Origin of the sequence: Dyadobacter fanqingshengii, assembly GCF_023822005.2 — a bacterium.
Lineage (GTDB): Bacteria > Bacteroidota > Bacteroidia > Cytophagales > Spirosomataceae > Dyadobacter > Dyadobacter fanqingshengii.
Map to the genome: position 1 here is coordinate 2,651,113 of NZ_CP098806.1, position 24,735 is coordinate 2,675,847.

Consider the following 24,735-nt stretch of genomic DNA (forward strand, 5'->3'; position numbering starts at 1 on the left):
TTTGTAAATGTTTATTGATCAATGTTTTGTCCACGTGTTGTGCGCACATTATAATTGGACATCAACAATTGTATCTCATGCAGAATGCGGTTTAACCTTGCCTGATCTTCCGCATTGACTTCCCTTAAATAATCATTCGTGTTAATCACGCCGTTTTCTAACTGGGCAGCCGCGGTCGTTTTCACACTTTCCCGCAATGCAATGATCTCATCATCAGATTCAAGCAGCTTTTGAAGTTTGATTAAATCTGCATTTTGCTGCTTCAAACTCAGATTTGTATTGTATAAAAAAAGCGCTTGCTGCACCTGAATGGACTCCCGGTTATTTGCGATCAGCGCGCGATTGTTTTTTGCCGTATATAACCCTGACAGCGACCAATTCAGGCGGACTCCTGTCATGTAATAAGGGTCAAATCCATTGTTGAGAATGTTAAGCGCAGGCCGTCCGTAACCTCCCTGAAAGAAGAAATTCAGCTTGGGACGGTTTTTCACTTTTAATAATTGGTCTTGAATGTCGAGGTTCTGGCGCTGATAATCGAGTAGTCGCAATTCAGGTCGGCTTATTTCACCGGTTAGTGAAAGCGTTTCGGGTTTTGCCAAAACCGTCGATTCAGCTAAATCCTGACCTATTAGCAAGCCCAACATATCGAGATACGCTTTGCGGTTTGATGCAAGTTCTATGGCGCGTTGTTGGGTTTTGAGCAATTCGGCTTTGAGCGTGTTTCCGTTACTTTTAAATGCTGTTCCGTTGTCGATAAAGGCTTGTATCTTCCTAATTCCCAGGTCAATGTCCTTTTTTAGAAGTTCGTTTTGTTTCAACTGCTCATCCAGCATCAGCACGCCGAAAAAGAGCTGATTAACCCGCTCATTTAACTTATAAACCTCTACCTCCACTCTTTGAGCTTCTACAAGCGCACTTTGCTTTTGCGATTCAATCTGCGTGCGCACTGCTCCTCCATCGTAAATGGTCTGGTTAACCTCTGCGTAGACTTTATATTGATCCTTACTAATGCTAGGAAATTCCGCTCCCGGGATCGCGATGGGAAGCTTAAATTCCGTCACGGCGGATTGATAAGTGGCCTGACCAAGGACAGAAACTTGCGGCAAATAGCCCTTCGCAGCATTTTCCACTGAGAAATCTTCTGTTTTTCGGATCAATTCGAATTGCTTGATCAGCGGATAATTCCTCCTTGCAAGCTCATAGGAATCGTTGATCGTCAGCACTTGATCTTGTGCAAAGGCAGTTGGAATAGTTATCCAACCAAGCACTATAAGCAGCCGGATTCGGAAATAGTTAATCATTTTATTTATTCGTTTTATTTAATCATTTGATTAATCGAAAACCAAAAAAATTTACGCTTTCGCCAGCATCATTTTGAGCCATTCCGGGATCAGCTTTTTACGCTGTTCCATCAATGCCAGGTAATTTTCTTCTCCGCCGGTTACGGTCTGCAAAACAGGCTTTCCCACGAACGGAAAAATGATCATTCCCAGCAGATTCATCAGAAAATGAAACGGGTGAATTTCAGTCCCTTTTTCCTGCAACTGCTTTATAAAAACCGATTGCGTCAAATGCGTTTTGGCTTGCAACCTGTCCGCAAACCGTTCAGGATTATTCCTCAACTCGCTTAAAACGAAGATCGGGAGGTCGGGATGCTCGATCAGCATGTTGATATAATTCTCCGTTATTTTTTCAAATTTTTCTTCCAATGTTGTTTCCGCATCATTTAAAACAGGCGTTAAAATCCCAAAGAGTTTCTGGATCCTTTCCGCCATTACAATGTCAAACAGCTTTTCCTTACTTCTGAAATAGTAGTTGAGCAGCGCGAGATTTATTCCAGCTTCTTCCGCAATGTCCCTTGTCCGCGCGTTGCCATATCCTTTTTTGGTAAAAACTTTGCTGGCAGCTTCCTTAATTTTCTCCTCCGTCGACAGGTCAATCTCTGCCTTCACAACTTTCGCCATTTGTATTTAAATAAATTAACGTCACAAAACTAAAAGAAAGATTTTATTTATACAAATTATTTAATCAAATGATTAAATAATTTGTTTTAGCTGTTTTGACGATTTGGTTTAACTATTTGCAGAAAATGAAAATACACCCTGTCAGGGATTTCCGCAGAAGTATTTCATCTAAGTTTGAACTTCAATGAGAAAAGCTGTTGAAATATTAATTACCCTCGTAATTTTGCAGATGCTTTGCGTCAGACTTTTACGTGCAGGGCATTGGAACAGTAACTACTTTCATGAAGAAAATCCGTAATTTTTGCATTATTGCCCATATTGACCACGGGAAAAGCACACTGGCAGATCGATTGCTGGAATTTACAAATACTGTAAGCAAGCGCGATATGCAGGCACAGTTACTCGATAACATGGACCTGGAACGCGAACGCGGCATCACGATCAAGAGCCACGCCATCCAAATGACTTATCTTTATCAAGGAGAAGAATATACTTTTAACCTCATTGACACCCCGGGCCATGTAGACTTTTCTTATGAAGTTTCCCGTTCCATTGCGGCTTGCGAGGGCGCATTGCTGCTTGTGGACGCGTCTCAGGGAACAGAGGCCCAAACGATCTCCAACCTTTATCTGGCGATCAATCATGACCTGGTTATTATTCCGGTTTTAAATAAAATAGATTTACCGGGTGCTATGCCAGAGGAAATCAAAGACGAAATGGTGGATCTGCTCGGCTGCGAGCGGGAAGACATTATTCCGGCGAGTGGAAAAGAGGGAATCGGCATCGAGGCTATTTTGAATGCGATCGTTGAAAGAATTCCTGCACCCGTTGGCGATCCGAAAGCGCCATTGCAAGCATTGATTTTCGACTCGGTTTTCAATTCATACCGTGGCATCGAAGTTATTTTCCGGGTTAAAAACGGGACGATCAGAAAAGGGGACCGTGTTAAGTTTATGGCGACGGGCAAAGAATACATTGCCGACGAGATCGGAACGCTTGGCTTACAACAAATCCCGAAACAAGTGGTGGAATGCGGCGACGTAGGTTACCTGATTTCGGGGATTAAAGTGGCTAAGGAAGTGAAAGTAGGCGACACATTTACGCATATTGACAGGCCTGCGAGTGAAGGAATTGTTGGTTTTTCGGAGGTTAAGCCCATGGTTTTTGCAGGGATCTATCCTGTTGACACGAGTGAGTTTGAAGAACTGCGCGAGGCGATGGAAAAACTGCAACTGAATGATGCTGCGCTTGTTTGGGAACCGGAAACCTCCGCTGCCTTAGGCTTCGGATTCCGTTGTGGATTCCTCGGGATGCTACATATGGAAATCGTTCAGGAACGTTTGGAACGTGAGTTTGATATGACTGTCATCACGACGGTCCCTTCGGTGCAGTTCCGCGTTACAAACACCAAGGACCAGTTATTGAATATCAGCGCCCCCTCTGAAATGCCTGATCCTAACCACATTAACTCGATTGAAGAGCCTTATATCAATGCACAAATCATTACGAAATCCGATTACATCGGAGCGATTTTGAACTTGTGTATGGACAAACGCGGCATCCTGAAAAATCAGGTTTACCTTACTTCGGAACGTGTTGAGCTTCAATTCCTTATTCCACTTGCGGAGGTGGTTTTTGATTTCTTTGATAAACTGAAAACCATATCCCGCGGTTATGCGTCTCTGGACTACGAACTGGCGGGTTACCAGGAATCGGATATGGTGAAACTGGACGTCATGTTGAATGGCGAGCCTGTGGATGCGCTTTCGGCCATTGTTCATAGATCAAAATCTTACGAATGGGGCAAGAAACTGTGTGAGAAGTTAAGAGAACTGATCCCGCGCCAAATGTTCGAAATTGCGATCCAGGCGGCAATTGGTCAGAAGATCATTGCACGCGAAACGGTGAAAGCGATGCGTAAAGACGTTTTAGCGAAGTGTTACGGCGGTGATATTTCCCGTAAAAGAAAGCTGCTTGAAAAGCAGAAAAAGGGTAAAAAACGCATGCGCCAGGTTGGTAATGTAGAAATCCCGCAAGAGGCGTTTATGGCCGTGTTGAAAATCAATTGATTAAATCACAGATGTTCAGCCAAGCGTTGTTTTGGTCAATTTTATGAAGTGAAAGGTCACACCTATTCGCGTTTTATTGTAATTTTGACTGAATTCTAATTTTTGACCAAGAAACTAAAATACCTTAACAAGCGATATGGCAGAAGTAATTCGTATGCCCAAGATGAGCGACACCATGGAAGAAGGTGTTATCGCGGAATGGCACAAAAAAGTTGGCGATAAAATAAAATCAGGTGAGATCATTGCTGAGGTGGAAACCGACAAAGCGACGATGGATCTTGAATCCTATTACGACGGCACTCTTCTTTACATTGGCGTTAATAAGGGCGATGCGGTTCCCATAGACGGCATTATGGCTGTTGTTGGTGCCGAAGGCGAAGACTATAAATCGTTGCTGGAAGGGGGAAGCACAAATGGCGCAGCGAACACTGAAAGCAGTGCGGAACCCGCAAAAGAAGAAGCAAAACCTGCCTCCGCTCCTGCAGTAGAAACGGTGACACCCGAACCTGCGAAAAAACCGGCAGCCGCTGCTCCCGCTGAAAAAATCAATGCAGTCGTTGTCAGAATGCCAAAGATGAGCGACACGATGGAGGAAGGAACATTGGTTGGCTGGCAAAAAAAGGTTGGAGACAAAGTGAAATCAGGTGACATCCTGGCCGAAGTTGAAACTGACAAGGCGACGATGGAACTGGAAGCTTACGAAGACGGAACGCTTCTATATATTGGAATTAAAGATGGCGAATCAGTTCCGGTTGACGGCATTATTGCGGTGATCGGTGAAGAGGGCGCTAATGTGGAAGCATTGCTTGCGCGTGAAAACGGTGAAGGCGGTGCGGGAGTTGAAAATATTGATGCAACGGACGAAGGAAAAGCGGCTCCTGCTGCTGAATCCGGTTCAAATGGTGCTGACAAAACGGTTTCTGTTGCTGATTCAGGTGACAGGATCAAGGCGTCACCATTGGCAAAGCGTCTTGCAGACGAAAAAGGAATTGACCTGAGCCAGGTTGGTGGCAGTGGTGACAATGGTCGCATCGTGAAACGTGATGTGGACGAATTCAAACCTGCTGCGGCAGCCGCGGCTGCGAAAACAGAAGCGCCTGCTCAGGCAGCACAAGCTCCTGCGAAAACAGAGCAACAACCTGCTGCCGCCCCGGCGACCGGCGGTCCGGCGTCCGGCGCCCCGGCGTCCGGCGACTTTACGGACACGCCGATCTCGCAAATGCGTAAAACCATTGCCCGCAGATTGAGCGACAGCCTGTTCACAGCGCCTCATTTCTACGTGACCATGGAAATCAACATGGACAAGGCAATGGCATTGCGTCCGCAGCTGAATGAAGTGAGCCCTGCGAAAATCTCATTCAATGACATGGTGATCAAAGCTTGCGCGGTGGCGTTGAAACAACATCCTGCGGTAAATTCAGCCTGGTTAGGAGACAAAATCAGAAGATATAATTATGTAAATATCGGTGTTGCCGTGGCAGTGGACGAAGGTTTGCTGGTTCCGGTAATCCGCGACGCCGACAAGAAAACATTGTCAACCATTTCAGGCGAAGTGAAAGATCTTGCCGGAAAAGCGAAAGACAAAAAATTGCAGCCAAAGGACTGGGAAGGAAACACATTCTCGATCTCAAACCTGGGCATGTTCGGTGTAGATGAATTCACAGCGATCATTAACCCGCCAGATTCCTGCATTTTGGCCATTGGTGCGATCAAAAAGGTGGCTGCTTTCAAAGAAGATGGAACGGTTTACCCGCAAAACATCATGAAAGTAACCCTTTCCGCAGATCACCGCGTCGTGGATGGAGCATTAGGCGCTCAGTTCCTGCTAACTGTGAAAAAGTTGCTTGAAGAGCCGATGAGCATGTTGGTTTAAAAAGTTAATAACATAAAAAACGCACATTAAAATAAATACCGCACTATGACTGCAGATCAAAGATTAGATCAAATAGAACCAGTTCTTGCAGAGCTTTTGGCAAAGCAGGATCATACCGACAAGAAAGTTGACAGGCTAACTGATATTGTTTTAAATATCAGTCAGGTTTTAAACAAGCAAAGTGATAATGTTTCTTTTTTGCTTAAAAATCAGCTTCAAATGTCCGGCCAGATTGAAAATATCGAAATAACAATCAATACGATCGAAACAAGGCTTGACACAATGGACGGCGGGCTTGACAAGATGGATGACAAATTTGACAAGCTGGATGACAAATTTGATAAGATGGATGACAAATTTGGCAAGATGGATGGCAAATTTGGCAAGATGGCAGAGACGCAAAATTCTATTTTGTCAATTCTCCTATCAAAGTAAAATTCATTAAAATTTTAATAAAATGTACAAAGTGTCAGGTTTTGCGACCTGGCACTTTTGTTTTGTGAGGGGTTTGACGAATTAGTATAAAATCAATTTATGGAAAAAATACATGCGACCACCGTCTTAGGGGTCCTTCATAACGGAACGGTTTCCCTGGGCGCAGACGGTCAGGCCACAATGGGCAATACAGTTGCAAAAAGCAATGTAAAAAAGATCCGGACCTTAATGGGCGGCAAGATCCTGGTAGGTTTTGCAGGATCCACAGCGGATGCTTTCACGCTTCTTGAAAAATTTGAAGAAAAACTCAATGCCTATGGCGGCAATATGAAACGCGCTGCCATTGAACTGGCAAAAGATTGGCGCACAGACCGTTACTTACGCAAGCTGGAAGCCATGATGATCACGGCCAATAAAGAGGAAATTTTGGTTATTTCAGGAACGGGCGACGTCCTTGAACCTGAAAACGGCATTGCGGCGATTGGTTCGGGAGGAAATTATGCGTTATCTGCGGCACAAGCTTTGAAAAAACACGCGGCACATCTTACTGCCGAGGAAATGGTGCGGGAAGGCTTAACCGTTGCGGCTGACCTTTGCATTTATACAAACCACAACCTGGTTATCGAAAAAGTCCAGTAGGGATTACAATTCAGCCATGAGTGTCATGATTCTCACCAGAGAATCGGTGATGACACGATTGCTTCCCGGCATATACTTGTGGGCAATGATTGAAAAGCTGAGCAATGATCCCGATTTCGAAGTGACATAACCGGCATAAGCGCGGGTCCCTTCAATGGACCCGCTCTTAACATGCATGTTCCCAGCGGCTTTGCTTCCCTTTCCTAAGTTTCGGACGGTGCCGTTTACGCCCAGAATGGCAATGCTTTTATAGAAATCGTTGAAACTGGCATCCTTATTAGCCACATTCAGAATGTCTGTCAGGCTATTTGTTGTGATGGAGCCGGAAGGTGACAGGCCGCTGCCATCTTTGATATAAAACCCTCTTAAATCCGCATTCTTACCAGACCAATAAGCAGTAATTGCTTTGGCAGATTCATCGAATGCGGATTTACCTGCAAGTCGTTTTCCCGCCTGTTTAAAAAATGCATCGGCATAAAGATTAATACTCCAAAAATTGGTCTGCTGGCATAAATCGCGCAGTGGCGGCGAGTCGTATTTATCGAGAATAACCTTCGGATTTGCGGTTGCAGCGGGCATTCCCGGTTGCGGCACATTGTTCTCTCCGATTCCTACTGCGGAATTTAACAAACTGGTTTTCATTGCATAAGTCACATATTCTGCTGGATTTGGAATAGAACCTTTGACCGAAAAAACAGGCGAACCGGTAGGAATCGTGCCCGTAAGCACTGCTGCATTGCCTAATGGACTGCTATAAACAATGGTCTGATCGCCCGAGCCTCTTTCCCCCGTAGTCACCTGGTTTGTGAATGTCAGGTAGGGAATAGCTGGTTCGATGCCCAGAAAAGTTGTTGGATCGCCAAAGTCGGCGCCGGGCTTGAATTTTATTTTATACAAATTCTCACTGAAATTTAAACCTGAGACGCCAGCACCATAATAGTTGCCTATATCGCCCCAAATCCAGGTGCTGGCTATGGTTTCCGAATCAAAAAAAGAAGCGTCGGCTATGATTTTGCCATTGATATAACGGATTCCCTTCTTCTTCACAGCGGCCGTCCAGCGGTTAATGAGCTCAATGCCTGACGGATAGCCCTTGAATCGTTCGCTTCCGAGAGACGGGTCGCCGGTTCCATGAATGTACAAGTTGCCTATTAATGTATCGTTTCTGATCACGCCGTCGTGTTCCAGGAAAGTTTGAAATTTGAAATCACCACCAAAAACAGCCAGTACTGTCGCTGTTGACACCAATTTCAATGTCGAAGCGGATGGTAACGAGCGTTCTGGGTTTAATGCGAAGACATTCGAAGCATCTTTGACTTTTTTTACACTGACAGCCAGGGAACCGCTTCGCATCAATTCGCTGTTTTCGAGTTCCAGCACGGCATCGCGGAGGTTATTGAGCGCGATACTGTCGATAGTTTGGGCATTGACATTAAAACAGAAAGAAAGAAAAAACAGGAACAGGCCGAATTTCATATTAGATTAGCAGGGTGACTTTCGCACAGAAAGAGAAGATACCAAATCTAAACTAGTAAGTAATCTCCAAATCTCAGCCGGTTTTTGGTACTTTTGTAAGATACACCCCATTTCCAACGTATGAAATTGACATTTTGGGGAGCTGCACAGCAGGTGACAGGTAGCATGTTTCTTTTAGAGACAGACGATTACCGAATTTTAATTGACTGCGGCTCTGACTTTGACTTAGACGAGATAGGTAGAAAAACCAGATATGAGGAGCAAAAAAGTGTATTCCCGTTTGACGCGAGTTTAATCAATACAGTACTTTTAACACACGCCCACATTGATCATTCGGGCAACATTCCAAATTTGTATAAATATGGATTTGAAGGAAGGGTTGTTTGTACCGAACCCACACTAGCACTCACTTCACTCCTTTTAAAAGACGCTGCCAATCTGCACCAGAAGCGCCTGAATGCGCGCTTGAATGGTTCTGCTAAAAAAAGAAGCAAGAAAAAGCGGGAAGTTCCGATGGATTATTTCGTTGAAAAGAACGTAAATGAGGCATTGGACAACTTTGTACCGGTTGCTTTTGGGCAGCGCTACCGCATTGCAGATAATGTGACGATCGTTTTTTACGCGGCCGGGCATTTGCTGGGAGCTGCGCATATTGTGCTGGAAGTTTATGAAGATGGACAAAAAAAGCGCATCTGCTTCTCGGGAGACATTGGCCGGAGCAACTATCCGCTGCTGATTGATCCGCAGGAAATCCCGCAGGTGGATTATCTGATCTGTGAATCCACTTACGGAAACCGGCTGCACGAAGACCAGGGCTCGCCCGCAGAAGCGCTGGCCGATGTCATCAAAAGAACTTGCGTTGACATTCCGGGCCGACTAATTATCCCTTCGTTCAGTGTGGGCCGCACGCAAGCGCTCCTTTATACTTTGAACAAGATCTATATGGATCATTCTTTTCCGTACTTAAAGGTCTTTTCCGACAGTCCACTGGCGCATAGCAGCACGAAAGTGTATCAGCGCCACGTGAGAATGCTGAACAAGGAGGCGCGGACTTTCCAGGATGATAATGATATGCTTTTCGATTTCGATAACCTGATCTATCTTGAAAGCTCTGATGCCAGCAAGGCGGTTTCCAATTATAATGAGCCTTGTATTATCATTTCATCATCCGGAATGGTCCAGGGCGGTCGCGTAGAGCAGCATGTGGAGGCAAACATTGGTAATCCTTATGCAACGATCCTGATGATCGGATACGCTTCGGAAGGCACGCTGGGATGGCGGCTTTTGAACGGGCAGGACACGATTTCAATTCGTGGAAAGCAATTGCCGGTCTTGGCTAATATTGAAAAAATTGACGTATTTAGCGGCCACGGAGATCAGAACGATTTATTGAAATTCATAAAAATACAAGATCCGGAAAAGCTGAAAGGCATTTTTCTGGTGCACGGAGAACAGCAAAGCATGGCTGATTTCCAAAGTAAAATTCAAGAAAACGGCTATAATTCGGTAGAAATACCATTAAGGGGACGCACTTACGAACTTTGACCTGCCCCGTTGCCAACCAAACCAGAACCTGAATATGAGAACATACCTGGATTTCGAAAAACCTATGGCCGAGCTCGAACGCAAGCTCGAAGAAATGAAAACATTGGCGGAAAATAATAATGTGGATTTTTCCGGCGCCATTTCCTTATTGGAAAACAATATTACAGATCTTCGAAAGGAAATATTTGAGAATCTTACGCGCTGGCAGCGTGTGCAGCTCTCGCGCCATCCGGACCGTCCATATACACTTGACTACATCGAGCTGATCTGCGACGAGTTTATCGAACTGCACGGAGATCGCCAGGTTCGGGATGATCCGGCTATTATTGGCGGACTTGCTAATGTGGGCGGACAGTCTTTCATGCTTATAGGACAACAAAAAGGCCGCAACACGAAACAAAGGCAGCACCGGAATTTTGGTATGCCCAATCCCGAAGGCTATCGCAAGGCTCTGCGCCTGATGAAGCTGGCTGAAAAATTCAATAAACCCATTGTTACCCTCATCGATACGCCGGGTGCATTTCCTGGAATGGAAGCAGAGGAACGTGGTCAGGGTGAGGCCATTGCGCGCAACCTGAAAGAAATGTTCATGTTGAAAGTGCCGGTAATATGTATCGTGATCGGGGAGGGAGCTTCGGGTGGTGCGCTGGGAATTGCCATCGGCGACCGGGTTTTAATGTTGGAAAACACCTGGTATTCCGTTATTTCTCCTGAAAACTGTTCAGCGATCCTTTGGAGAAGCTGGGATTTTAAAGAGCAGGCAGCCGAAGCGATGAAAATTACCGCTAAGGATATGAAAAAGAATAACCTGATCGACGGCATTATTTCGGAACCTCTCGGCGGCGCTCACTTGGATCACAACTGGATGGCTGAGGAGCTGAAAAAGGTGATTTTGGAAAACATTAATGAACTGGCTGCGATTGAGCATCAAGACAGGATTGACCAGCGCATTGAAAAATTCTGTGCAATGGGTGTAGTTGTTGAATAACGGGAACAATGAAGAACAGCAAAATTAAAAATATCATTTTTGACCTCGGCGACGTAATTCTCAATATTGATGTGCCTGTAGCGTCAAAATCATTTGCGGAATTAAGTGGCAGGGAACAAGCTGAAATCCTTGAATTATTTAGTAAAAATGCGCTGTTCAGGCAGTTCGAAACCGGGGAGCTGGACGAAGCAGGCTTTCGGAATTATATAAGAAAAATCCTCGATTTCTCAGATCTTTCCGACGAGGCTATTGATACAGCGTGGAACAGTCTGCTGCTCGATCTTCCTCCCGAGCGCGTTCAGCTGCTACAAAATCTGGCTAAAAATTACCGTCTTTTTCTGCTCAGCAACACCAGTTCGATCCACATTACGCAAGTCAATAAAATCCTTGAAGCCTCAACCGGAATTGAAAAGTTGGACGATCTCTTCGAAACCGTTTTCCTTTCTTACGAGATGGGATTAATGAAGCCGGATCAAAGAATTTATGAAAAAGTGTTGGAGGCGGCAGGTCTCAAAGCCGAAGAAACGTTGTTTCTGGACGACAACCTGGCCAACATTGAAGCAGCATCAAAATTGGGCATCGACACGATCCACGTGCAGAAACCTGTAACCATTTTGGAATATCTCAAAGACTATGCAGTCTAGCACACGCACCTACATCATCCAGGCCGTTCTTTTTGTCTTGACGATCATTACCACCACCATGGCCGGTGCGGAATGGATGTATGGCAACATTTTTGCTTTCGTATACGATTTCGCCTATCTGCTGATGGGGAAGGGTGCGGAAAAACCGGTTACCGACGAAACTGTCAAATTATTAGGCTGGCCGCAATTTCTGCACGGTTTTCAGTTTTCCATTCCCTTCCTCGCCATTTTGACGATTCATGAATTCGGGCACTATTTTGTCGCCAGAATGCATCAGGTTAAGGTCACACTTCCCTACTATATTCCGCTTTGGTTTGGTATTTCAAACAGCATAGGCACAATGGGCGCGTTTATCCGCATTAAATCAGTTGTGCGTTCGCGTTTGAAATTTTTTGATATCGGCATTGCAGGGCCTTTGGCTGGTTTCATTGCCGCTTTGGTTGTGCTTTGGTATGGCTTCACACATTTACCACCGCCGGAATATATCTTTTCCATACATCCCGAATATGCGCGCTTTGGTTTGAGTTACCCGCAATTTGCTTATGAAAATGCGTCAGGTAACATCGCATTGGGCGATAACATCTTATTTTGGTTATTCAAAACCTACATTGCTGATCCCGCGCGCCTGCCGCATGCCTACGAAATGATCCATTATCCATACATTTTTGCCGGATATCTGGCGCTTTTCTTCACGTCGCTTAACCTGATCCCGATCGGGCAGCTCGATGGCGGGCACATTCTTTATGGCTTGATTGGCAAGAAAAAGTTTGATATCGTAGCGCCGATCCTTTTTGGATTGTTCGCGTTTTATGCAGGTCTGGGGCTATTTACCGCCGAATCGTTTGCCACAGGAAGCAATGCTGTTTTCTATGAGCGTTTCTTCTATCTGGCGATCTATATTTATTTTCTTTACATCTGCTTTAAAAGAGCAAGTGATAGTCCAATGACAGGTTTAATGTTAAGCTTGATTGTTGTAGTCGGTCAATTTGCAGTCTCCTATATTCACCCCGATTGGCAAGGTTCCACTGGATTTTTGCCATTTATCTTCATCCTGGGACGCTTCCTGGGCATCCGTCATCCCGAAACAGACGAAAACGAGCCGCTCGACGCCCCACGGATCATCCTCGGCATCTGCGCATTGATTATCTTTATCATCTCATTCAGCCCCACGCCATTTATTTTGATTGAGTAGATTAGGAGCATATTTCGATGCAAAATCCGCTGGGATCTTAATTTGCGAAGGACAGTTCCTTGTAACAATAGTTAGCTATGATTCTTTTCTTCGATAAGATAATTGACGTACTTAACAGCAAGGACATTCCATACATGCTCTCGGGCAGCGTTGCTATGAGTTTGTATATTGTACCAAGAGCAACCAGAGATTTCGATTTTGTTATACACCTATTGCCGAAGGACGTTGATGTTTTTGCGAGTAACTTTCAAGACGGCTATTATTGCAATAAAGAGTCTGTTATGGAGGCTGCAGTCAATCATGGGATGTTTAATATCATCGATCATCAGTCTGGATATAAGGCAGACTTCATAGTTTTAAAAAACGACACATTTCGTAAGCATGAATTTGAAAGAAAAACGAAGCTGGACTATTTTGGGAAAAGCATTTACGTCGTAACTCCCGAAGATCTGCTTATTTCTAAGTTAATCTGGATTCAGGATCTTCAATCAGGGATTCAGTCGGAGGACATCAGAAACTTATCCGAGCTGAAAAGCCTTGACTGGGCATACATAAAAAGATGGATTTATACACTTAACCTCAAAACTTTCAACCTTTTGCGACATGAATGATACTCCCGAACATATCAAGGAATTGCAAATGAACCTGTGGTTGTCAAAACCGCCGGTTGAAAGACTTAGACAGATGATGATCGATAACGAGTCTTTTTTTCAATTCTGCCGACAAATGGGGGATAAAGCGCTTTCATATGAAGGATCGGACTTACGACTTCATAACGATGGAAGCACCAGAAACTAAATCACCAATCCCTACATTTTCGCGAAGGCAATTCGTTGCTGCTTGCGCTGGTTTACCGCTTTTGGTTAAGTCTCCTTTTGAAGAACCATTTACAAATAGCGTGAAGGGAAGAATTAATGCTTCCGACCTTGGCGTGACGCTCATTCATGAACATGTTTTAGTTGATTTTATTGGGGCCGACAAGATTACGCCTGACCGGTGGAAACATGAAGAGGTGATCAAAAAGGTGCTTCCCTATTTATTGGAAATCAAGGAGAGGGGCATCCAAAGTCTTGTGGAATGTACGCCCGCCTACATTGGCCGGGATGTGTTATTACTTCAAAAGCTATCCGAAAAATCCGGATTGAACATACTGACAAATACTGGTTATTACGGCGCTTCTGATAACAAATATTTACCTGCATTTGCCTTCACAGAAACAGCAGAGCAACTTTCTAAACGCTGGATTAGCGAATTTGAAAATGGCATTGAAGGGACAAAGATCAAACCAGGCTTTATCAAAACCGGTGTCAATGGTGGGCCGCTCTCTGAAATTCATCAAAAACTGATCAAAGCCGCGGCTCTTGTGCATTTAAAAACGGGCCTTACCATTTGTTCACATACAGGGCCTGCACTTCCGGCAGAACAGGAAATAGAGATTCTGCAAAAGTCCGGCGTCAGTCCTGGCGCATTTGTTTGGGTACACGCGAATGGGACTCATGATGAATTTCAAAAAATCGGAAAAAGAGGCTGCTGGATCAGTTTGGACGGTGTTAATGAAGATAATGTTGAACAAAATGCTGAGCTGATCCTGTTTTTAAAACAGCAAGGTTTGATCAAACAAGTCCTTATTTCCCACGACGCAGGCTGGTATCGCCCCGGCGAGCCAAACGGCGGCGAATTCCGAGGCTTCACTACAATTTCAGATAAATTATTGCCCCTACTCAAATCCAAAGGATTCAGCGACGCGGATATCAAGCAAATCATGGTTGCCAACCCGGCAAATGCATTTGCAATACGGGTTCGGAGGATTTGATTTGGTATACACGAACATTAATCCCCTCTTACATCTCGATCCTGAAAACCGTCCATCCGTCTGCGTTGGTCTGTAAGGAAAATGTGAATCCGTGGTTGATCAGGATTTCGCGGGTTAATGTCAGGCCGATGCCCTGGCCGTCGTGTTTGGTGCTGAAAAATGGGTTGAAGAGTTGAGCACCGACTTCGGCTTCGATGGGTTTGCCATTGTTTTTGATCGCAAGATCGTTTTCTGAAACTGCGATCCTGATCTCATCTCCTGGCTCGCATGCTTCGATGGCATTTTTAACCACATTGACAAGCACATGCTCCATTTGCCCTATATCCATGTTTTTGAACACTACAAGCTCTGGCAGCAAGGTCTGAATGGAAACACCACAAACTGCGGCGGCGGGCTCCATGAAAACGGCGATGTCCTTTATAAACTTGTTCAAATCTGCACGAACGGGTGCCGGCGCTGGCAGCCTTACAACATCTGCAAAATTCCGCATGAACTTTGTAAGCCGCTGATTCCGTTCGGAGGCAATGATCAGTGCTTCCCTGAGATCCAGATAAGAATCATCGGAAAGTATGTTGGTAGTCGTTTGTAAAATAGAATCCGTGGCGCCTAATGTATTGTTGACCTCGTGCGCCATCATGCGAATGACCTTTCCGTAGGCATTTTTTTCTGATTCAAGTATCTCATTAGTAAGCTCTTCGATCATCAGGAATGAGCGTCGGAAACCCTGATCCATGAAGTGAGACCGCTGCACTTTGTATGTCACTACGCCATTGGTTTTCACAATTTTCGACTCACCGTCTTGAACATTAGCCAGTTCAATCAGCAATGGGTTGTTTGTTTCCTGCAACAACAGTCCCTTCAAACCGGCTGCTTCGTCTTTGAAGTGTTCCTTTGCTTTCACATTAAAGGAATCGATCCTTTCATCAAAATCGAGGATAATGATAGAGATAGGCGATGCGGCGATCAATTTTTCCAGAAAAAAATGCTGCTCATGCAGGCGTGTCCGCTCCTCGCGAAGCTGGTCTATCATGAGATTGTAAACTTCTATTAATGTATCGACCTCGCCTTTCCCGGTCGGGACGAACTTGATAGAAAAATCCTTGTCCTTAATGGCTTCAATTCCCGACTTCACAAATTGGATAGGTTGCATAAAATTTCGGTAAATCTGAATGGAAACGATAGCGGAAAGCAGCAGAAACACCTCAGAACCAATGAAAAGCACTTTGTCCTGATACAGTATTTTGTACATCAGGAAAACCAGGACAATGTGCAACACCAGTATGTAAAGAATGTATTTGGCCTTCGTTGATAATCTCATGCGTCCTCCGATTCGTAGGAAATACCATATTTTTCCAGCCTGCGATAAAGTGCAAACCGCGTAATCCCCAACGATCTGGCTACTTTACTTACCTTATTTTGATGGAACTGCATGGCTTTGGTAATCATTTGATACTCCATTTCCTCCAACGTGATCGCGCCCACTTCCGGAAGATTTTTTTGGGCTGATGGCTGCGCACCTCCGCTCAGATTCCGTTGCAAATCAGCAATATCCAATGTATCCGAGCCGGAAAGCAGCACTGTGCGCTCGACCAGATTTTTGAGCTGGCGGATATTACCCTGTAATTGCAATGTTCTCAGCCATTTCATCGCCGCCGGGCTCAGCCGCAAATTTGGGCGTTGATAGATGATTTTGAGGTTGTTAACGAAAAATTCCGACAGCAGTGGAATGTCATCCGGCCGCTCCCGGAGCGCTGGCAGCTTGACGGTGATCAGGTTAATGCGGTAATAAAGGTCTTCCCGGAAAGTCCCTTGCGCAACCATTTCTTCCAGATTCCGGTTTGTAGCGCAGATCACACGCACATCCACAGTCCGGCTTTTACTGCTTCCTAACGGCTCAAATGTGCGCTCCTGCAACACACGCAGCAATTTCACCTGGCTCGACAAGTCCAGCTCTCCAATTTCGTCCAGGAAAATCGACCCCTTATGCGCCATTTCGAAGCGGCCAAGCCTATCCGTTTTGGCATCCGTAAAAGCGCCGCGAACGTGCCCGAACAACTCGCTTTCAAACAATGTTGACGATATTCCACCCAGGTTTACCTTCACAAACGGCCGCGATTTCCGCTTGCTGTTCATGTGGATCGCCTCGGCAATAAGCTCCTTGCCCGTGCCGCTTTCGCCCGTTATGAGCACGGCCGCATCCGTGGAAGCGACCCTGCCCACCGTTTCAAGAATAGCTAGCAGCTTAGGGTCCTGTCCAACAATGTTTTCAAAATGATATTGCTGTTCAAGCTTTTTTCTGCTGCCCGAGAGCGGCCATGTTTGAGACAGATTCAGAATCGTCCGGACCGATTGCAGCACGTAATCATTCTGCCAGGGTTTTGTAATAAAATCAATGGCTCCTTCCTTCATTCCCCTCACTGCCAGGTCGATAGTGCCCCAACCCGTGATCAGGATCACCGGAATAGCCGGGTAGCGCTTTTTGATCTGCTGTAAAAGCTGCATTCCTTCCTTCCCCGAAGTTTCAATAGAAAAATTCAAGTCCAAGAGGATTAGCTCGGGCGTGACCGTTTTTAAAATATCAAAAGTTTCATCAGGCGAACCCACACCTCTCACCTCAAACCCTTCTTTTTTGAGAAGCAGGATCAAAGAAGTACGGATCGCTAAATCGTCGTCAACAACTAACAGCATTTTTCAGGAGGCTTACATTCAATCATCGCACCGGCGATGTGTCACTTTTTATCTTATTCCTCGTGCAAGGCCAGCGCCGGGTGAATCCGTGACGCTTGTTTGCTCGGAAGCCACGCGCACAGCGTAACGATAATGTAAATTACGGCAATGGATGCGAAAATTGACGTGATATAAATCTCGCTATCCAAATCAAATACATTCATCAGCGGAAACTGGACAGCAAAAAGAAGGCCGATTATAAGGCTGAAAGTCGCGATCACCCATATTTCTCCTAAAAACTGAATGGTAACCTTGCCTTCCGTGGCACCCATTGCCCTGCGCAATCCGATCTCGTTTTTTCTGCGTGAAATGTTGAGATTTAATACGCCAAAAAGTCCCAGTGCAACATTGGTCAGCAAAAATCCGCTGATAATCAGGAATATGATCACAGGAACGAGTGTCAGGTTATGCCGGTTGAGACGGGATTCTTTCAAATAACTGACCTCAATTCCCCAGCCAGGCAACATCATGGCAATGTCTTTAACCAGTTTTGCCTCGAAGTTCGCATCGGTGCCGCGTTTGGTTTTGATCAGCACATTGGAATTCCAGCCGTCATCCTTAGCAATCATTTCAAAAAGCGCCGGGTTGTCCGACATAAATTCACCTTTCGCCTTAAAATTATCCACCACACCTACGACTTTATATGAGCTCTTATCATCGATTTTGATCACTTTATTCAAGGATGTTTCATCTAAAAAGAGCTTGTCCTCCATCTTTTTATTGATGACAATCGGGATAAATTTCGCTACCCTGTCACCGTCGCGATACCAACGACCTTTCAACAGCGGCAGGTCCAGCACTTTATTGAAATCCTGGTCTGTGTAGTAAAAATCTCCGCCGGCTGTGACTTTATTGTAAGTGACGGAATTGCCGATCTGGTTCGCTGAAAAAGGGGTGTTACTGCTCATCCTCGTGGCCGTTTCCACCTCTTTATACGACCTGATCCGCTGCATAACCGTCGTCAGCTTGCGGTTAACTTCCACGGTGTCCTGATTGCTGGCTAAATCTACATTCCAAACCTGTTCATACTCAAAACCAATGGGTTGCAGAAAATTTCTGACATTAAAAACAATGAGTGAAAGCACACCAAAAAGCACCAGAAACGACGCCAGAATCTCGATGATCAGCAACGAGTGGGTGCCTTTCTTATTCCATATTAATTTAAACAAATGACGTAGCATAGCTTTAATGTTGAATGACCGGGTCGCCGGTGCGGTGAATGATCTGAATCTCAGGCTTTAAGCGCGTCCACAATTTTTAACCTGGACATTCTGAACGCTGGTAGCACACCGGAAAGCAAGCCGAATACCAGACACACACCCAAGCTGATCGCAAACACCGGCACATTGATCGTTAAATCTGCGTACGCGATCCAGCCGCTGGAATTGATCAGGTAAATGATCAGGTAAGACAGCGCCAGCGCAAATGCGCCTCCGATGAATGTGATGAAAATATTTTCGATGATAAATTGCCAGAGCAATGCGGCAGAGGGCGCGCCAAATGCTTTCCGGACGCCTATCTCGGAGGCTCGCTCCAAAATCCGGCTGACATTCACATTCACCAGGTTAATGGCTGGCAAACCCATGAACATCAGGATCACAAAACTCACCACGGTGTAAAATAAAAACCGCTGTGTGCTGTCCCTGGCAAAAGTGTTGACAAAATGGTTGAAATATTCATCGGCTTTCACTTCCAAAACAGTCAGATTTTGCTCAGTATGGATCTCTGCATAAGGAATCCGTGAAATATTGCTGTCAAATTCCGATTGGATTGCGGGCATATCGGACGCGTCCTTCGCTGTCACGATCGCAATGTAGCGGCCACGCATTCCTTTGTTTTCATAGTTGCTTTTGGGTGCGGTGTATGGAAAATAAACATCGGAATAGCTGTAAACACGGGTTGGCGGACTGCCTTTCACCACACCGATCACGCGGTAATTAATGTTCTCGATTTCAATGTTCCTTCCCACCACAGACTTCCCGCCGGTTTCAAAATACTGGTCCCGCAGCGCGTCCGTAATAACAGCCACGTGATCTGAATTCCTAATGTTATTGTCATTGTACGGCTTTCCTTCCAAAAACTGAAAACCCATCACGTCCCAAAATTCCGTATCCGTGTATTTGGTATTCAGCTTGATCCTTTTCCCGTTTACATAAGTGTTGGAAAAACTAAAATTGGACATAATAGCCACTTTGTCCGCCGATTTGAGCGACTTGGCATGTTTAGTCAAAAAAGCGAATGTCGCGGGCCCCGAAGACATGGATGTGCGGGCCGAATCGGTCTGGATAACCGTGGCAATGTACAACGAGCGGTTGCGGTTAACCTCCGGATAATGTGTCCCGAACAAATGATCCAGGAATGATGTCAGCACCATTAACACCGTGAGTGTAAGGCTGATGCCGAAGAGCGTGATAAATGTATAGAAAGGATGCCTTAGCAAAACTTTCCATGCGATTTTGATATAATTTGAGAGCATAATATTCAATAAGTGAATGAGTGAGTGAGCAAATTATAGAACCTGCGTTCCATCAAAGAGCCTGATCAGCCTATGCGTGCGCTTGGCCATGGCGTCGTCGTGGGTTACCATGACGATGGTGGCGCCTCCTTCATTCAGATTTTGGAGAATGCTTAAAATTTCGTTACCCATGGCGCTGTCCAGGTTTCCGGTTGGTTCATCGGCGAGAATGATCTCCGGCTTTCCCACAATGGCCCTGGCAATGGCTACGCGCTGCTTTTGCCCACCCGAGAGTTGTTTTGGGAAATGCTTCATCCGGTTGCTGAGGCCTACTTTTTCCAATGCTTCCTGCGCCAGTTCGCGACGTTCTTTCGAAGAGCTGGCGCGATACAGAAGCGGGATTTCCACATTATCTATCACTGAAAGATCATTGATCAGGTGAAAGCTTTGGAAAATGAAGCCCAGTTTCTGGTTGCGCAGATGCGCCAGTGACTTGTCGGTGTATTTCTCGACTTTGCTTCCATCGATTTCAATGTGGCCTTTGCTGGGCGTGTCGAGCAGGCCCATAATGTTCAGTAATGTGCTTTTTCCGCAGCCCGAAGGGCCCATAATGGAGACGAATTCGCCTTTTTTAACATTAATGTTGATGTTGTTGAGCGCTAATGTTTCAATGGCGCTGGTGCGGTAGACTTTTTCAACGTTTTCGAGTTTGATCATGGCTTAGTAGGCAATTTTTTTGTTTTGTTCAAAATCATATAATGTCAGGATTCTCAGGCTGTAATACGATTGCCAGTAATCTCTTAATGCCAAAATGTAATCCCTTCTGGCAATGTCTTTTTCCTGGGTTGCGATGCCCAGGTCCGTTACGCTGAGGTCGCTGAGGATAAACCTTTCTTTGGCGATCTGATAACGGTCTGCGGCAATGTTATCGGCCAATTTGGTGAGTTTAACCTGCTTTTGTAACATTTGCAAAAGGGTAACCTGCGTGAAAATCTCCTGCTCAAATGTCAGCTTGTCCTGCTCCACCGACTGTTGCGCAAACTCCTGATTGGCCTTCGCCACTTCCGTCCGTGCCTTGTTACGTCCCCAGGTCATGATCGGCAATGTGAATTGCAGCTCTACAAACTCGCGGTCCTGCGGGTTCATGTATACATCCGAAGGCCGCGCGCCTTGGTTGGATAACCCAAAAGTCGCATTTAATGAAGCATTCAGGCCATTTTCCTTCTTTGCAAACTGCACTTCCTGTTCTGCTTCAAGCAACTTTCGCCGAAAACCAACAGCCGCCGATCGATTTGCAAATGCCTCGTCCAATGCGAGTTGCGTATTTATCGCAAATTCAGCCGCTTCCAGGGGAATTTCTAGTTCCAGCTCTCTTTCGTCCCGCGAACCCATGTACATTTTGAGTTTCAGAGAAGCCACCGCTGCGGCTTGCTGAGCCGACGCTAGATCTTTTTGAGCAGTTAAAAGGCCCATTTGAAGTTGCAAGAGGTCGTTCTGAGATATTTTACCCAATGACAATTTGTGCTGTGCAATCTTGTAAAGCGTATCATTATTGCTCCGGTTTTTTTCGGCAATCTGCAAATTGACTTGCGCCACCAGCAGTTCGAAATAATAACCCGTGGCATCCAGGGCAATCTGTTCCAATGATTGTATAAACTGCTGATTGCCTTCCTGGTATTTCAATGGCTGGATTTTCCGGTCCCATTTCAATGTGTTGAATCTGAAAAGCGGCTGGCTAATGCCGATTTCGAACGGGATGCCATTATAGCGTGTGTTGTTTCTTGCAAAATCATCAAATCGCTGCGTCTGCTGCTGCACATAAACAGTGCCGCCTGTAAGCGCAATGCTCTGACTAAGAGACAGATTGAGCAAGGAATTGTTATTTGAAACTTGTTCAAACGAAATGGTCCCATCCGGCTGTGTGACCTGAATATAAGATCTGGTAAAACCCGGAATTGTTCCATTCAGGCTGAGTTGCGGCTTATAGTCGGCCTGAAACGAGCGAAATTGCCAGTAATTCGTTTTCCGGGCCGTAACCGCCTGTTTTGAAGCAATGGATTGCTCCTTAGCCATCGCCACCACTTCCTGCAACGACAAATTCCGAAGTTGCGCAAAGCCAGGAAAAGACACAAAAAAGGCGATGAGCAGTGTGAAGAGGTTTTTCATAGCATCTATTGAATTGAAATTTCCTCCAAGTGCTCGTAATCATTCAAATCCGTCAGGATCACCTTCTCGCCCACTTCCAGACCGCTTTTAATCTCAATAAAATCAAAATTGGAAAGACCAGTTTCTACTTCACGGCGCAGCGCTTTATTGTCCTTCAGAACATACACAAACTGCTTTTTCTTACCCGTGAATGCCGGACCATTTGCGACGCGAACTGTGTTGGAACTACTGCTCGTCACCACATAAACTTCCACCTTCATATTAGGCCTAAGTGATTCACTTTTAGCATTATCCAGCTGAATCACAAACCCGATTACGCCATCTTTAACAGCTGGTTTCACCTGTGTAATCACGCCTCTCAACGTTACTTCATTTAATTTAATAATCACATTTAAACCCGCTTTCACCTGATCCGCATAAATGTCGGAGCAACTTCCTTCTACCCTGAAACTGGCCAGATCCGCCACTTTTGCGAGCATTTCGCCTTCGTTCACGGACGAACCAATGTTTTCGTTAACCCAGGTCAAAACCCCTTTCCGGTCCGCAACAATATCCGCCATTCTTAGCTTATGCTGCAACTCCTTTAAGTTTTTGCTCTCGATCTGCGCACCAAGTTCGGTCTCTTTTAAACTTGCACTCATGGATTCGCGATTGTATTTCAAATCGTTTTCCAGCTGCTGTTTTTCCAACTCAGCAATTTTTAAGGCATTTTCTGCCCGCGTAATGTCCTCCGCCGTGCCGCCTCCTACTTTTTGAAGTCGTTTCGAATCTTCAAAGTCAGCCCGCAACTTGTTAATGTTCAGCGACTTGATCCGGTCGTTGATTTCAGCATCGTATAGATCTTTGTTCAGCTTCATCCGCAGCTGTTCAATGCTGTTCTGCTTCAATTTAAGCTGATCTTCATAGCGTTCAGATTCAATCTCGGTGAGTGACTTATCCAGCTCAACAATGGCTTGCCCGGGTTTCACTTGCGTTCCCGGCGTGAGCAGAATGCGTTTAATGCTTGCACGGATGGGACTTGTGAAAATCTGCTCATAAGCCGGAATCACTTCTCCTGATGCCGTCAATGTGTTTTCAACATTCCCTTTTTCAACCGTTGCCGTGCGGATTCGGGCGCTTTCCAATGTGCTGCCAAGTGATTTGCGGAAAAAGTAGAGCAATGTTGCTGTTACGATAATTCCCAGCGCGATGAACAGCCATCGTCGGTTTCTGGTGGTTTTGATGTAGTCCGGCGCAACTTCCCGATCCATTGTTATTTCTTTTGGAGGTTAAATGTGTTTCATGGCTAATGTGCCTATAAATAATCCATTATTGTGCCAATACATAAAACACTCACAATCAACAATTTAACTTAGATTCTAAAACAAAAAACCGTGCGTTAGCGCACGGTTTGTGTGATTTGGAACAGGAAAAACGAAACGTTTAAATCTAGGTTTTAAGCTTCTTCTTTTTTGCTGCAGGAAACAAAATGTTGTTGAGAATAAGCCTGTAACCCGCCGAATTCGGATGCAGGTTCAAGTCCGTAGGCTCCTCACCTACGCGGTGCTGATAATCCTCCGGATCATGACCGCCATAAAAGGTAAAAAAGCCCTTTCCGTGCGTGCTGTGAATGTAACGCGCCTCTTTCGCCGTTTTGTTTTCAGCTAAAATAATTACCTCAGGCTTGATCAGGCGGTTTTTAAATGCAGTTGTCTGGCCTAAAAATCCTTTGATAATGGTCTGGTGGTTTTGCGTAAGCATACTCGGCACCGGGTCCCACTTGGCCGAAAACTGGAACAGCGAAAAGAAATCATTGGGCTCCGTCAAACCGCGCTCTTCGGGCTGGTTATCAATGTCCGAAAATTCCACTTCGTAAGGATAGGAAATCGTTTTGAAGTCTTTGAAAGCGAAGGTGTTCTCGTAATTGAGCTTGCCATTCGCGGTCGGGTCCACAGGCGTGCCGTCATACATTGCCTCGACTATATCCAGTCCATCAGCAGCCAGCGTAATGTCGAATGTATCGGTTGCGTTGCACATGGCGAACATATAACCGCCGCCCGTAACGAACTCAGAAATGCGCTTCGCAACCGCGAGTTTCATTTGCGGCACATTGCCGAACTGGTATTTGTTGGCCGTTTCCTCGGCTTCCCGCTTTTGCTCGCGATACCAGGGGAAATCTTTGTATTGATAAAATTTACCGAACTGGCCCGTAAAATCTTCGTGGTGCAAATGCAGCCAGTCGTATTCTGGCAGCTTATTGTTCAGCACTTCGTCATCATAAATCACATCATAAGGAATCTCAGCGTAAGTAAGCACGAGCGTCACCGCATCATCCCACGGAAGCTTTGATTTAGGCGAATAAACAGCGATTTTAGGCGCTTTCTGCAATTTCACAGCATCCATATTCACATCAGGCGCGCTGATCTGGCTCAGGATTTGCCCGGCCTGCCCTTCCGAAATCACTTCAAAACTCACGCCGCGCACGGTCATTTCAGATGCAAACTGCTGATTATAGGCGATCATAAAGCTACCGCCGCGGTAATTCAGCAACCAATCCATTTCCATTTCAAAGTTTTTCAGGATCCAGTAAGATATCCCATAAGCCTTCAAATGGTTCTTTTGGCTCTCATCCATCGGGATAAGCAGCCTGTTGGACATACCGTTAATTGATAATGTTAAAAAAATGATAAGCGGGATAAACAAGCGTATCACTGGTTTGATTCTTTCACGTTTCATGCGCAGCTTTACAATCAGATTTATTAAATATAAA

General features: G+C 45.4%; 21 protein-coding genes. 10 read left to right on the forward strand and 11 right to left on the reverse strand.

Features of this window, described 5'->3' with window-relative positions:
- Positions 1-11: 11 nt before the first annotated feature.
- Positions 12-1,301 carry a TolC family protein gene (locus tag NFI81_RS11105; protein WP_234612368.1) on the reverse strand — a complete coding sequence of 430 codons (1,290 nt, stop codon included), beginning with the start codon at positions 1,299-1,301 and terminating at the stop codon, positions 12-14.
- 51 nt (positions 1,302-1,352) lie between these two features.
- Positions 1,353-1,964 (reverse strand): TetR/AcrR family transcriptional regulator, encoded by a 612-nt coding sequence (locus tag NFI81_RS11110; protein ID WP_234612367.1) that lies wholly within the window; start codon positions 1,962-1,964, stop codon positions 1,353-1,355.
- 281 nt (positions 1,965-2,245) lie between these two features.
- Here NFI81_RS11110 and lepA point away from each other — a divergent pair, with 281 nt between their 5' ends.
- From lepA to hslV, 4 genes are all read left to right on the forward strand, one after another.
- The gene (gene lepA / locus NFI81_RS11115) at positions 2,246-4,033 is read left to right on the forward strand and encodes a translation elongation factor 4 (RefSeq protein WP_234612366.1); all 1,788 of its coding nucleotides are present in this window, start codon (positions 2,246-2,248) and stop codon (positions 4,031-4,033) included.
- Positions 4,034-4,169: 136 nt separating this feature from the next.
- Positions 4,170-5,906 carry a pyruvate dehydrogenase complex dihydrolipoamide acetyltransferase gene (locus NFI81_RS11120; RefSeq protein ID WP_234612365.1) on the forward strand — a complete coding sequence of 579 codons (1,737 nt, stop codon included), beginning with the start codon at positions 4,170-4,172 and terminating at the stop codon, positions 5,904-5,906.
- Positions 5,907-5,951: 45 nt separating this feature from the next.
- A complete protein-coding gene (locus NFI81_RS11125) occupies positions 5,952-6,341 on the forward strand; it encodes a hypothetical protein (RefSeq protein ID WP_234612364.1) in 390 nt (129 codons plus the stop codon).
- A 99-nt stretch (positions 6,342-6,440) separates the two neighbouring features.
- Entirely contained in the window at positions 6,441-6,980 is a 540-nt protein-coding gene (gene hslV / locus NFI81_RS11130) for an ATP-dependent protease subunit HslV (RefSeq protein ID WP_234608184.1), read from the forward strand.
- A gap of 3 nt (positions 6,981-6,983) precedes the next feature.
- Here the strand turns inward: hslV and dacB are convergent, their stop codons facing one another.
- The gene (gene dacB / locus NFI81_RS11135) at positions 6,984-8,456 is read right to left on the reverse strand and encodes a D-alanyl-D-alanine carboxypeptidase/D-alanyl-D-alanine endopeptidase (RefSeq protein WP_234612363.1); all 1,473 of its coding nucleotides are present in this window, start codon (positions 8,454-8,456) and stop codon (positions 6,984-6,986) included.
- Between the two features lie 120 nt (positions 8,457-8,576).
- On the opposite strand from dacB, the gene NFI81_RS11140 reads away from it, so the two are divergent.
- The 6 genes from NFI81_RS11140 to NFI81_RS11165 all read left to right on the forward strand — a co-directional run bounded on the left by NFI81_RS11140 (position 8,577) and on the right by NFI81_RS11165 (position 14,638).
- Positions 8,577-10,001 (forward strand): MBL fold metallo-hydrolase RNA specificity domain-containing protein, encoded by a 1,425-nt coding sequence (locus NFI81_RS11140; protein WP_234612362.1) that lies wholly within the window; start codon positions 8,577-8,579, stop codon positions 9,999-10,001.
- A 34-nt stretch (positions 10,002-10,035) separates the two neighbouring features.
- Complete coding sequence (locus tag NFI81_RS11145; RefSeq protein WP_234612361.1) at positions 10,036-10,989, forward strand: acetyl-CoA carboxylase carboxyltransferase subunit alpha; 954 nt, start codon at positions 10,036-10,038, stop codon at positions 10,987-10,989.
- 8 nt (positions 10,990-10,997) lie between these two features.
- Entirely contained in the window at positions 10,998-11,633 is a 636-nt protein-coding gene (locus NFI81_RS11150; RefSeq protein WP_234612360.1) for an HAD family hydrolase, read from the forward strand.
- Entirely contained in the window at positions 11,623-12,825 is a 1,203-nt protein-coding gene (locus NFI81_RS11155) for a site-2 protease family protein (protein ID WP_234612359.1), read from the forward strand. Before NFI81_RS11150 ends, NFI81_RS11155 begins: the two co-directional genes overlap by 11 nt.
- Before the next feature lie 77 nt (positions 12,826-12,902).
- Positions 12,903-13,436 carry a hypothetical protein gene (locus NFI81_RS11160; RefSeq protein WP_234612358.1) on the forward strand — a complete coding sequence of 178 codons (534 nt, stop codon included), beginning with the start codon at positions 12,903-12,905 and terminating at the stop codon, positions 13,434-13,436.
- Positions 13,437-13,573: 137 nt separating this feature from the next.
- Positions 13,574-14,638, forward strand: coding sequence for a phosphotriesterase family protein (locus tag NFI81_RS11165; RefSeq protein ID WP_234612357.1), 1,065 nt, complete (start codon positions 13,574-13,576; stop codon positions 14,636-14,638).
- Between the two features lie 28 nt (positions 14,639-14,666).
- On the opposite strand, the gene NFI81_RS11170 is transcribed toward NFI81_RS11165, so the two are convergent.
- From NFI81_RS11170 to NFI81_RS11205, 8 genes are all read right to left on the reverse strand, one after another.
- A complete protein-coding gene (locus NFI81_RS11170; protein WP_234612356.1) occupies positions 14,667-15,956 on the reverse strand; it encodes a sensor histidine kinase in 1,290 nt (429 codons plus the stop codon).
- Positions 15,953-17,326 (reverse strand): sigma-54-dependent transcriptional regulator, encoded by a 1,374-nt coding sequence (locus NFI81_RS11175; protein WP_234612355.1) that lies wholly within the window; start codon positions 17,324-17,326, stop codon positions 15,953-15,955. Before NFI81_RS11175 ends, NFI81_RS11170 begins: the two co-directional genes overlap by 4 nt.
- Before the next feature lie 53 nt (positions 17,327-17,379).
- On the reverse strand, positions 17,380-18,546 hold the full coding sequence (locus NFI81_RS11180; protein WP_234612354.1) for an ABC transporter permease: 1,167 nt from the start codon (positions 18,544-18,546) through the stop codon (positions 17,380-17,382).
- A 50-nt stretch (positions 18,547-18,596) separates the two neighbouring features.
- Positions 18,597-19,841 carry an ABC transporter permease gene (locus NFI81_RS11185; RefSeq protein WP_234612353.1) on the reverse strand — a complete coding sequence of 415 codons (1,245 nt, stop codon included), beginning with the start codon at positions 19,839-19,841 and terminating at the stop codon, positions 18,597-18,599.
- A gap of 33 nt (positions 19,842-19,874) precedes the next feature.
- Entirely contained in the window at positions 19,875-20,537 is a 663-nt protein-coding gene (locus tag NFI81_RS11190; RefSeq protein ID WP_234612352.1) for an ABC transporter ATP-binding protein, read from the reverse strand.
- A 3-nt stretch (positions 20,538-20,540) separates the two neighbouring features.
- On the reverse strand, positions 20,541-21,986 hold the full coding sequence (locus NFI81_RS11195) for a TolC family protein (RefSeq protein WP_234612351.1): 1,446 nt from the start codon (positions 21,984-21,986) through the stop codon (positions 20,541-20,543).
- Positions 21,987-21,991: 5 nt separating this feature from the next.
- A complete protein-coding gene (locus NFI81_RS11200; RefSeq protein ID WP_234612350.1) occupies positions 21,992-23,236 on the reverse strand; it encodes an efflux RND transporter periplasmic adaptor subunit in 1,245 nt (414 codons plus the stop codon).
- A gap of 178 nt (positions 23,237-23,414) precedes the next feature.
- Positions 23,415-24,677: an asparagine synthetase B gene (locus NFI81_RS11205; RefSeq protein WP_234614862.1), complete on the reverse strand. Its 1,263-nt coding sequence runs from the start codon at positions 24,675-24,677 to the stop codon at positions 23,415-23,417.
- Positions 24,678-24,735: the final 58 nt, after the last annotated feature.

Excerpts from the sequence above, each read along its gene's own strand:
- NFI81_RS11120 (WP_234612365.1), top strand. The coding sequence starts at position 4,170 with ATGGCAGAAGTAATTCGTATGCCCAAGATGAGCGACACCATGGAAGAA.
- NFI81_RS11145 (WP_234612361.1), top strand. The coding sequence starts at position 10,036 with ATGAGAACATACCTGGATTTCGAAAAACCTATGGCCGAGCTCGAACGC.
- NFI81_RS11150 (WP_234612360.1), top strand. The coding sequence starts at position 10,998 with ATGAAGAACAGCAAAATTAAAAATATCATTTTTGACCTCGGCGACGTA.
- NFI81_RS11180 (WP_234612354.1), bottom strand. The coding sequence starts at position 18,546 with ATGCTACGTCATTTGTTTAAATTAATATGGAATAAGAAAGGCACCCAC.
- NFI81_RS11190 (WP_234612352.1), bottom strand. The coding sequence starts at position 20,537 with ATGATCAAACTCGAAAACGTTGAAAAAGTCTACCGCACCAGCGCCATT.
- NFI81_RS11185 (WP_234612353.1), bottom strand. The coding sequence starts at position 19,841 with ATGCTCTCAAATTATATCAAAATCGCATGGAAAGTTTTGCTAAGGCAT.
- hslV (WP_234608184.1), top strand. The coding sequence starts at position 6,441 with ATGGAAAAAATACATGCGACCACCGTCTTAGGGGTCCTTCATAACGGA.
- lepA (WP_234612366.1), top strand. The coding sequence starts at position 2,246 with ATGAAGAAAATCCGTAATTTTTGCATTATTGCCCATATTGACCACGGG.
- NFI81_RS11165 (WP_234612357.1), top strand. The coding sequence starts at position 13,574 with ATGAAGGATCGGACTTACGACTTCATAACGATGGAAGCACCAGAAACT.
- NFI81_RS11160 (WP_234612358.1), top strand. The coding sequence starts at position 12,903 with ATGATTCTTTTCTTCGATAAGATAATTGACGTACTTAACAGCAAGGAC.
- NFI81_RS11110 (WP_234612367.1), bottom strand. The coding sequence starts at position 1,964 with ATGGCGAAAGTTGTGAAGGCAGAGATTGACCTGTCGACGGAGGAGAAA.
- NFI81_RS11155 (WP_234612359.1), top strand. The coding sequence starts at position 11,623 with ATGCAGTCTAGCACACGCACCTACATCATCCAGGCCGTTCTTTTTGTC.
- NFI81_RS11125 (WP_234612364.1), top strand. The coding sequence starts at position 5,952 with ATGACTGCAGATCAAAGATTAGATCAAATAGAACCAGTTCTTGCAGAG.
- NFI81_RS11175 (WP_234612355.1), bottom strand. The coding sequence starts at position 17,326 with ATGCTGTTAGTTGTTGACGACGATTTAGCGATCCGTACTTCTTTGATC.
- NFI81_RS11170 (WP_234612356.1), bottom strand. The coding sequence starts at position 15,956 with ATGAGATTATCAACGAAGGCCAAATACATTCTTTACATACTGGTGTTG.
- NFI81_RS11105 (WP_234612368.1), bottom strand. The coding sequence starts at position 1,301 with ATGATTAACTATTTCCGAATCCGGCTGCTTATAGTGCTTGGTTGGATA.
- dacB (WP_234612363.1), bottom strand. The coding sequence starts at position 8,456 with ATGAAATTCGGCCTGTTCCTGTTTTTTCTTTCTTTCTGTTTTAATGTC.
- NFI81_RS11195 (WP_234612351.1), bottom strand. The coding sequence starts at position 21,986 with ATGAAAAACCTCTTCACACTGCTCATCGCCTTTTTTGTGTCTTTTCCT.
- NFI81_RS11140 (WP_234612362.1), top strand. The coding sequence starts at position 8,577 with ATGAAATTGACATTTTGGGGAGCTGCACAGCAGGTGACAGGTAGCATG.
- NFI81_RS11200 (WP_234612350.1), bottom strand. The coding sequence starts at position 23,236 with ATGGATCGGGAAGTTGCGCCGGACTACATCAAAACCACCAGAAACCGA.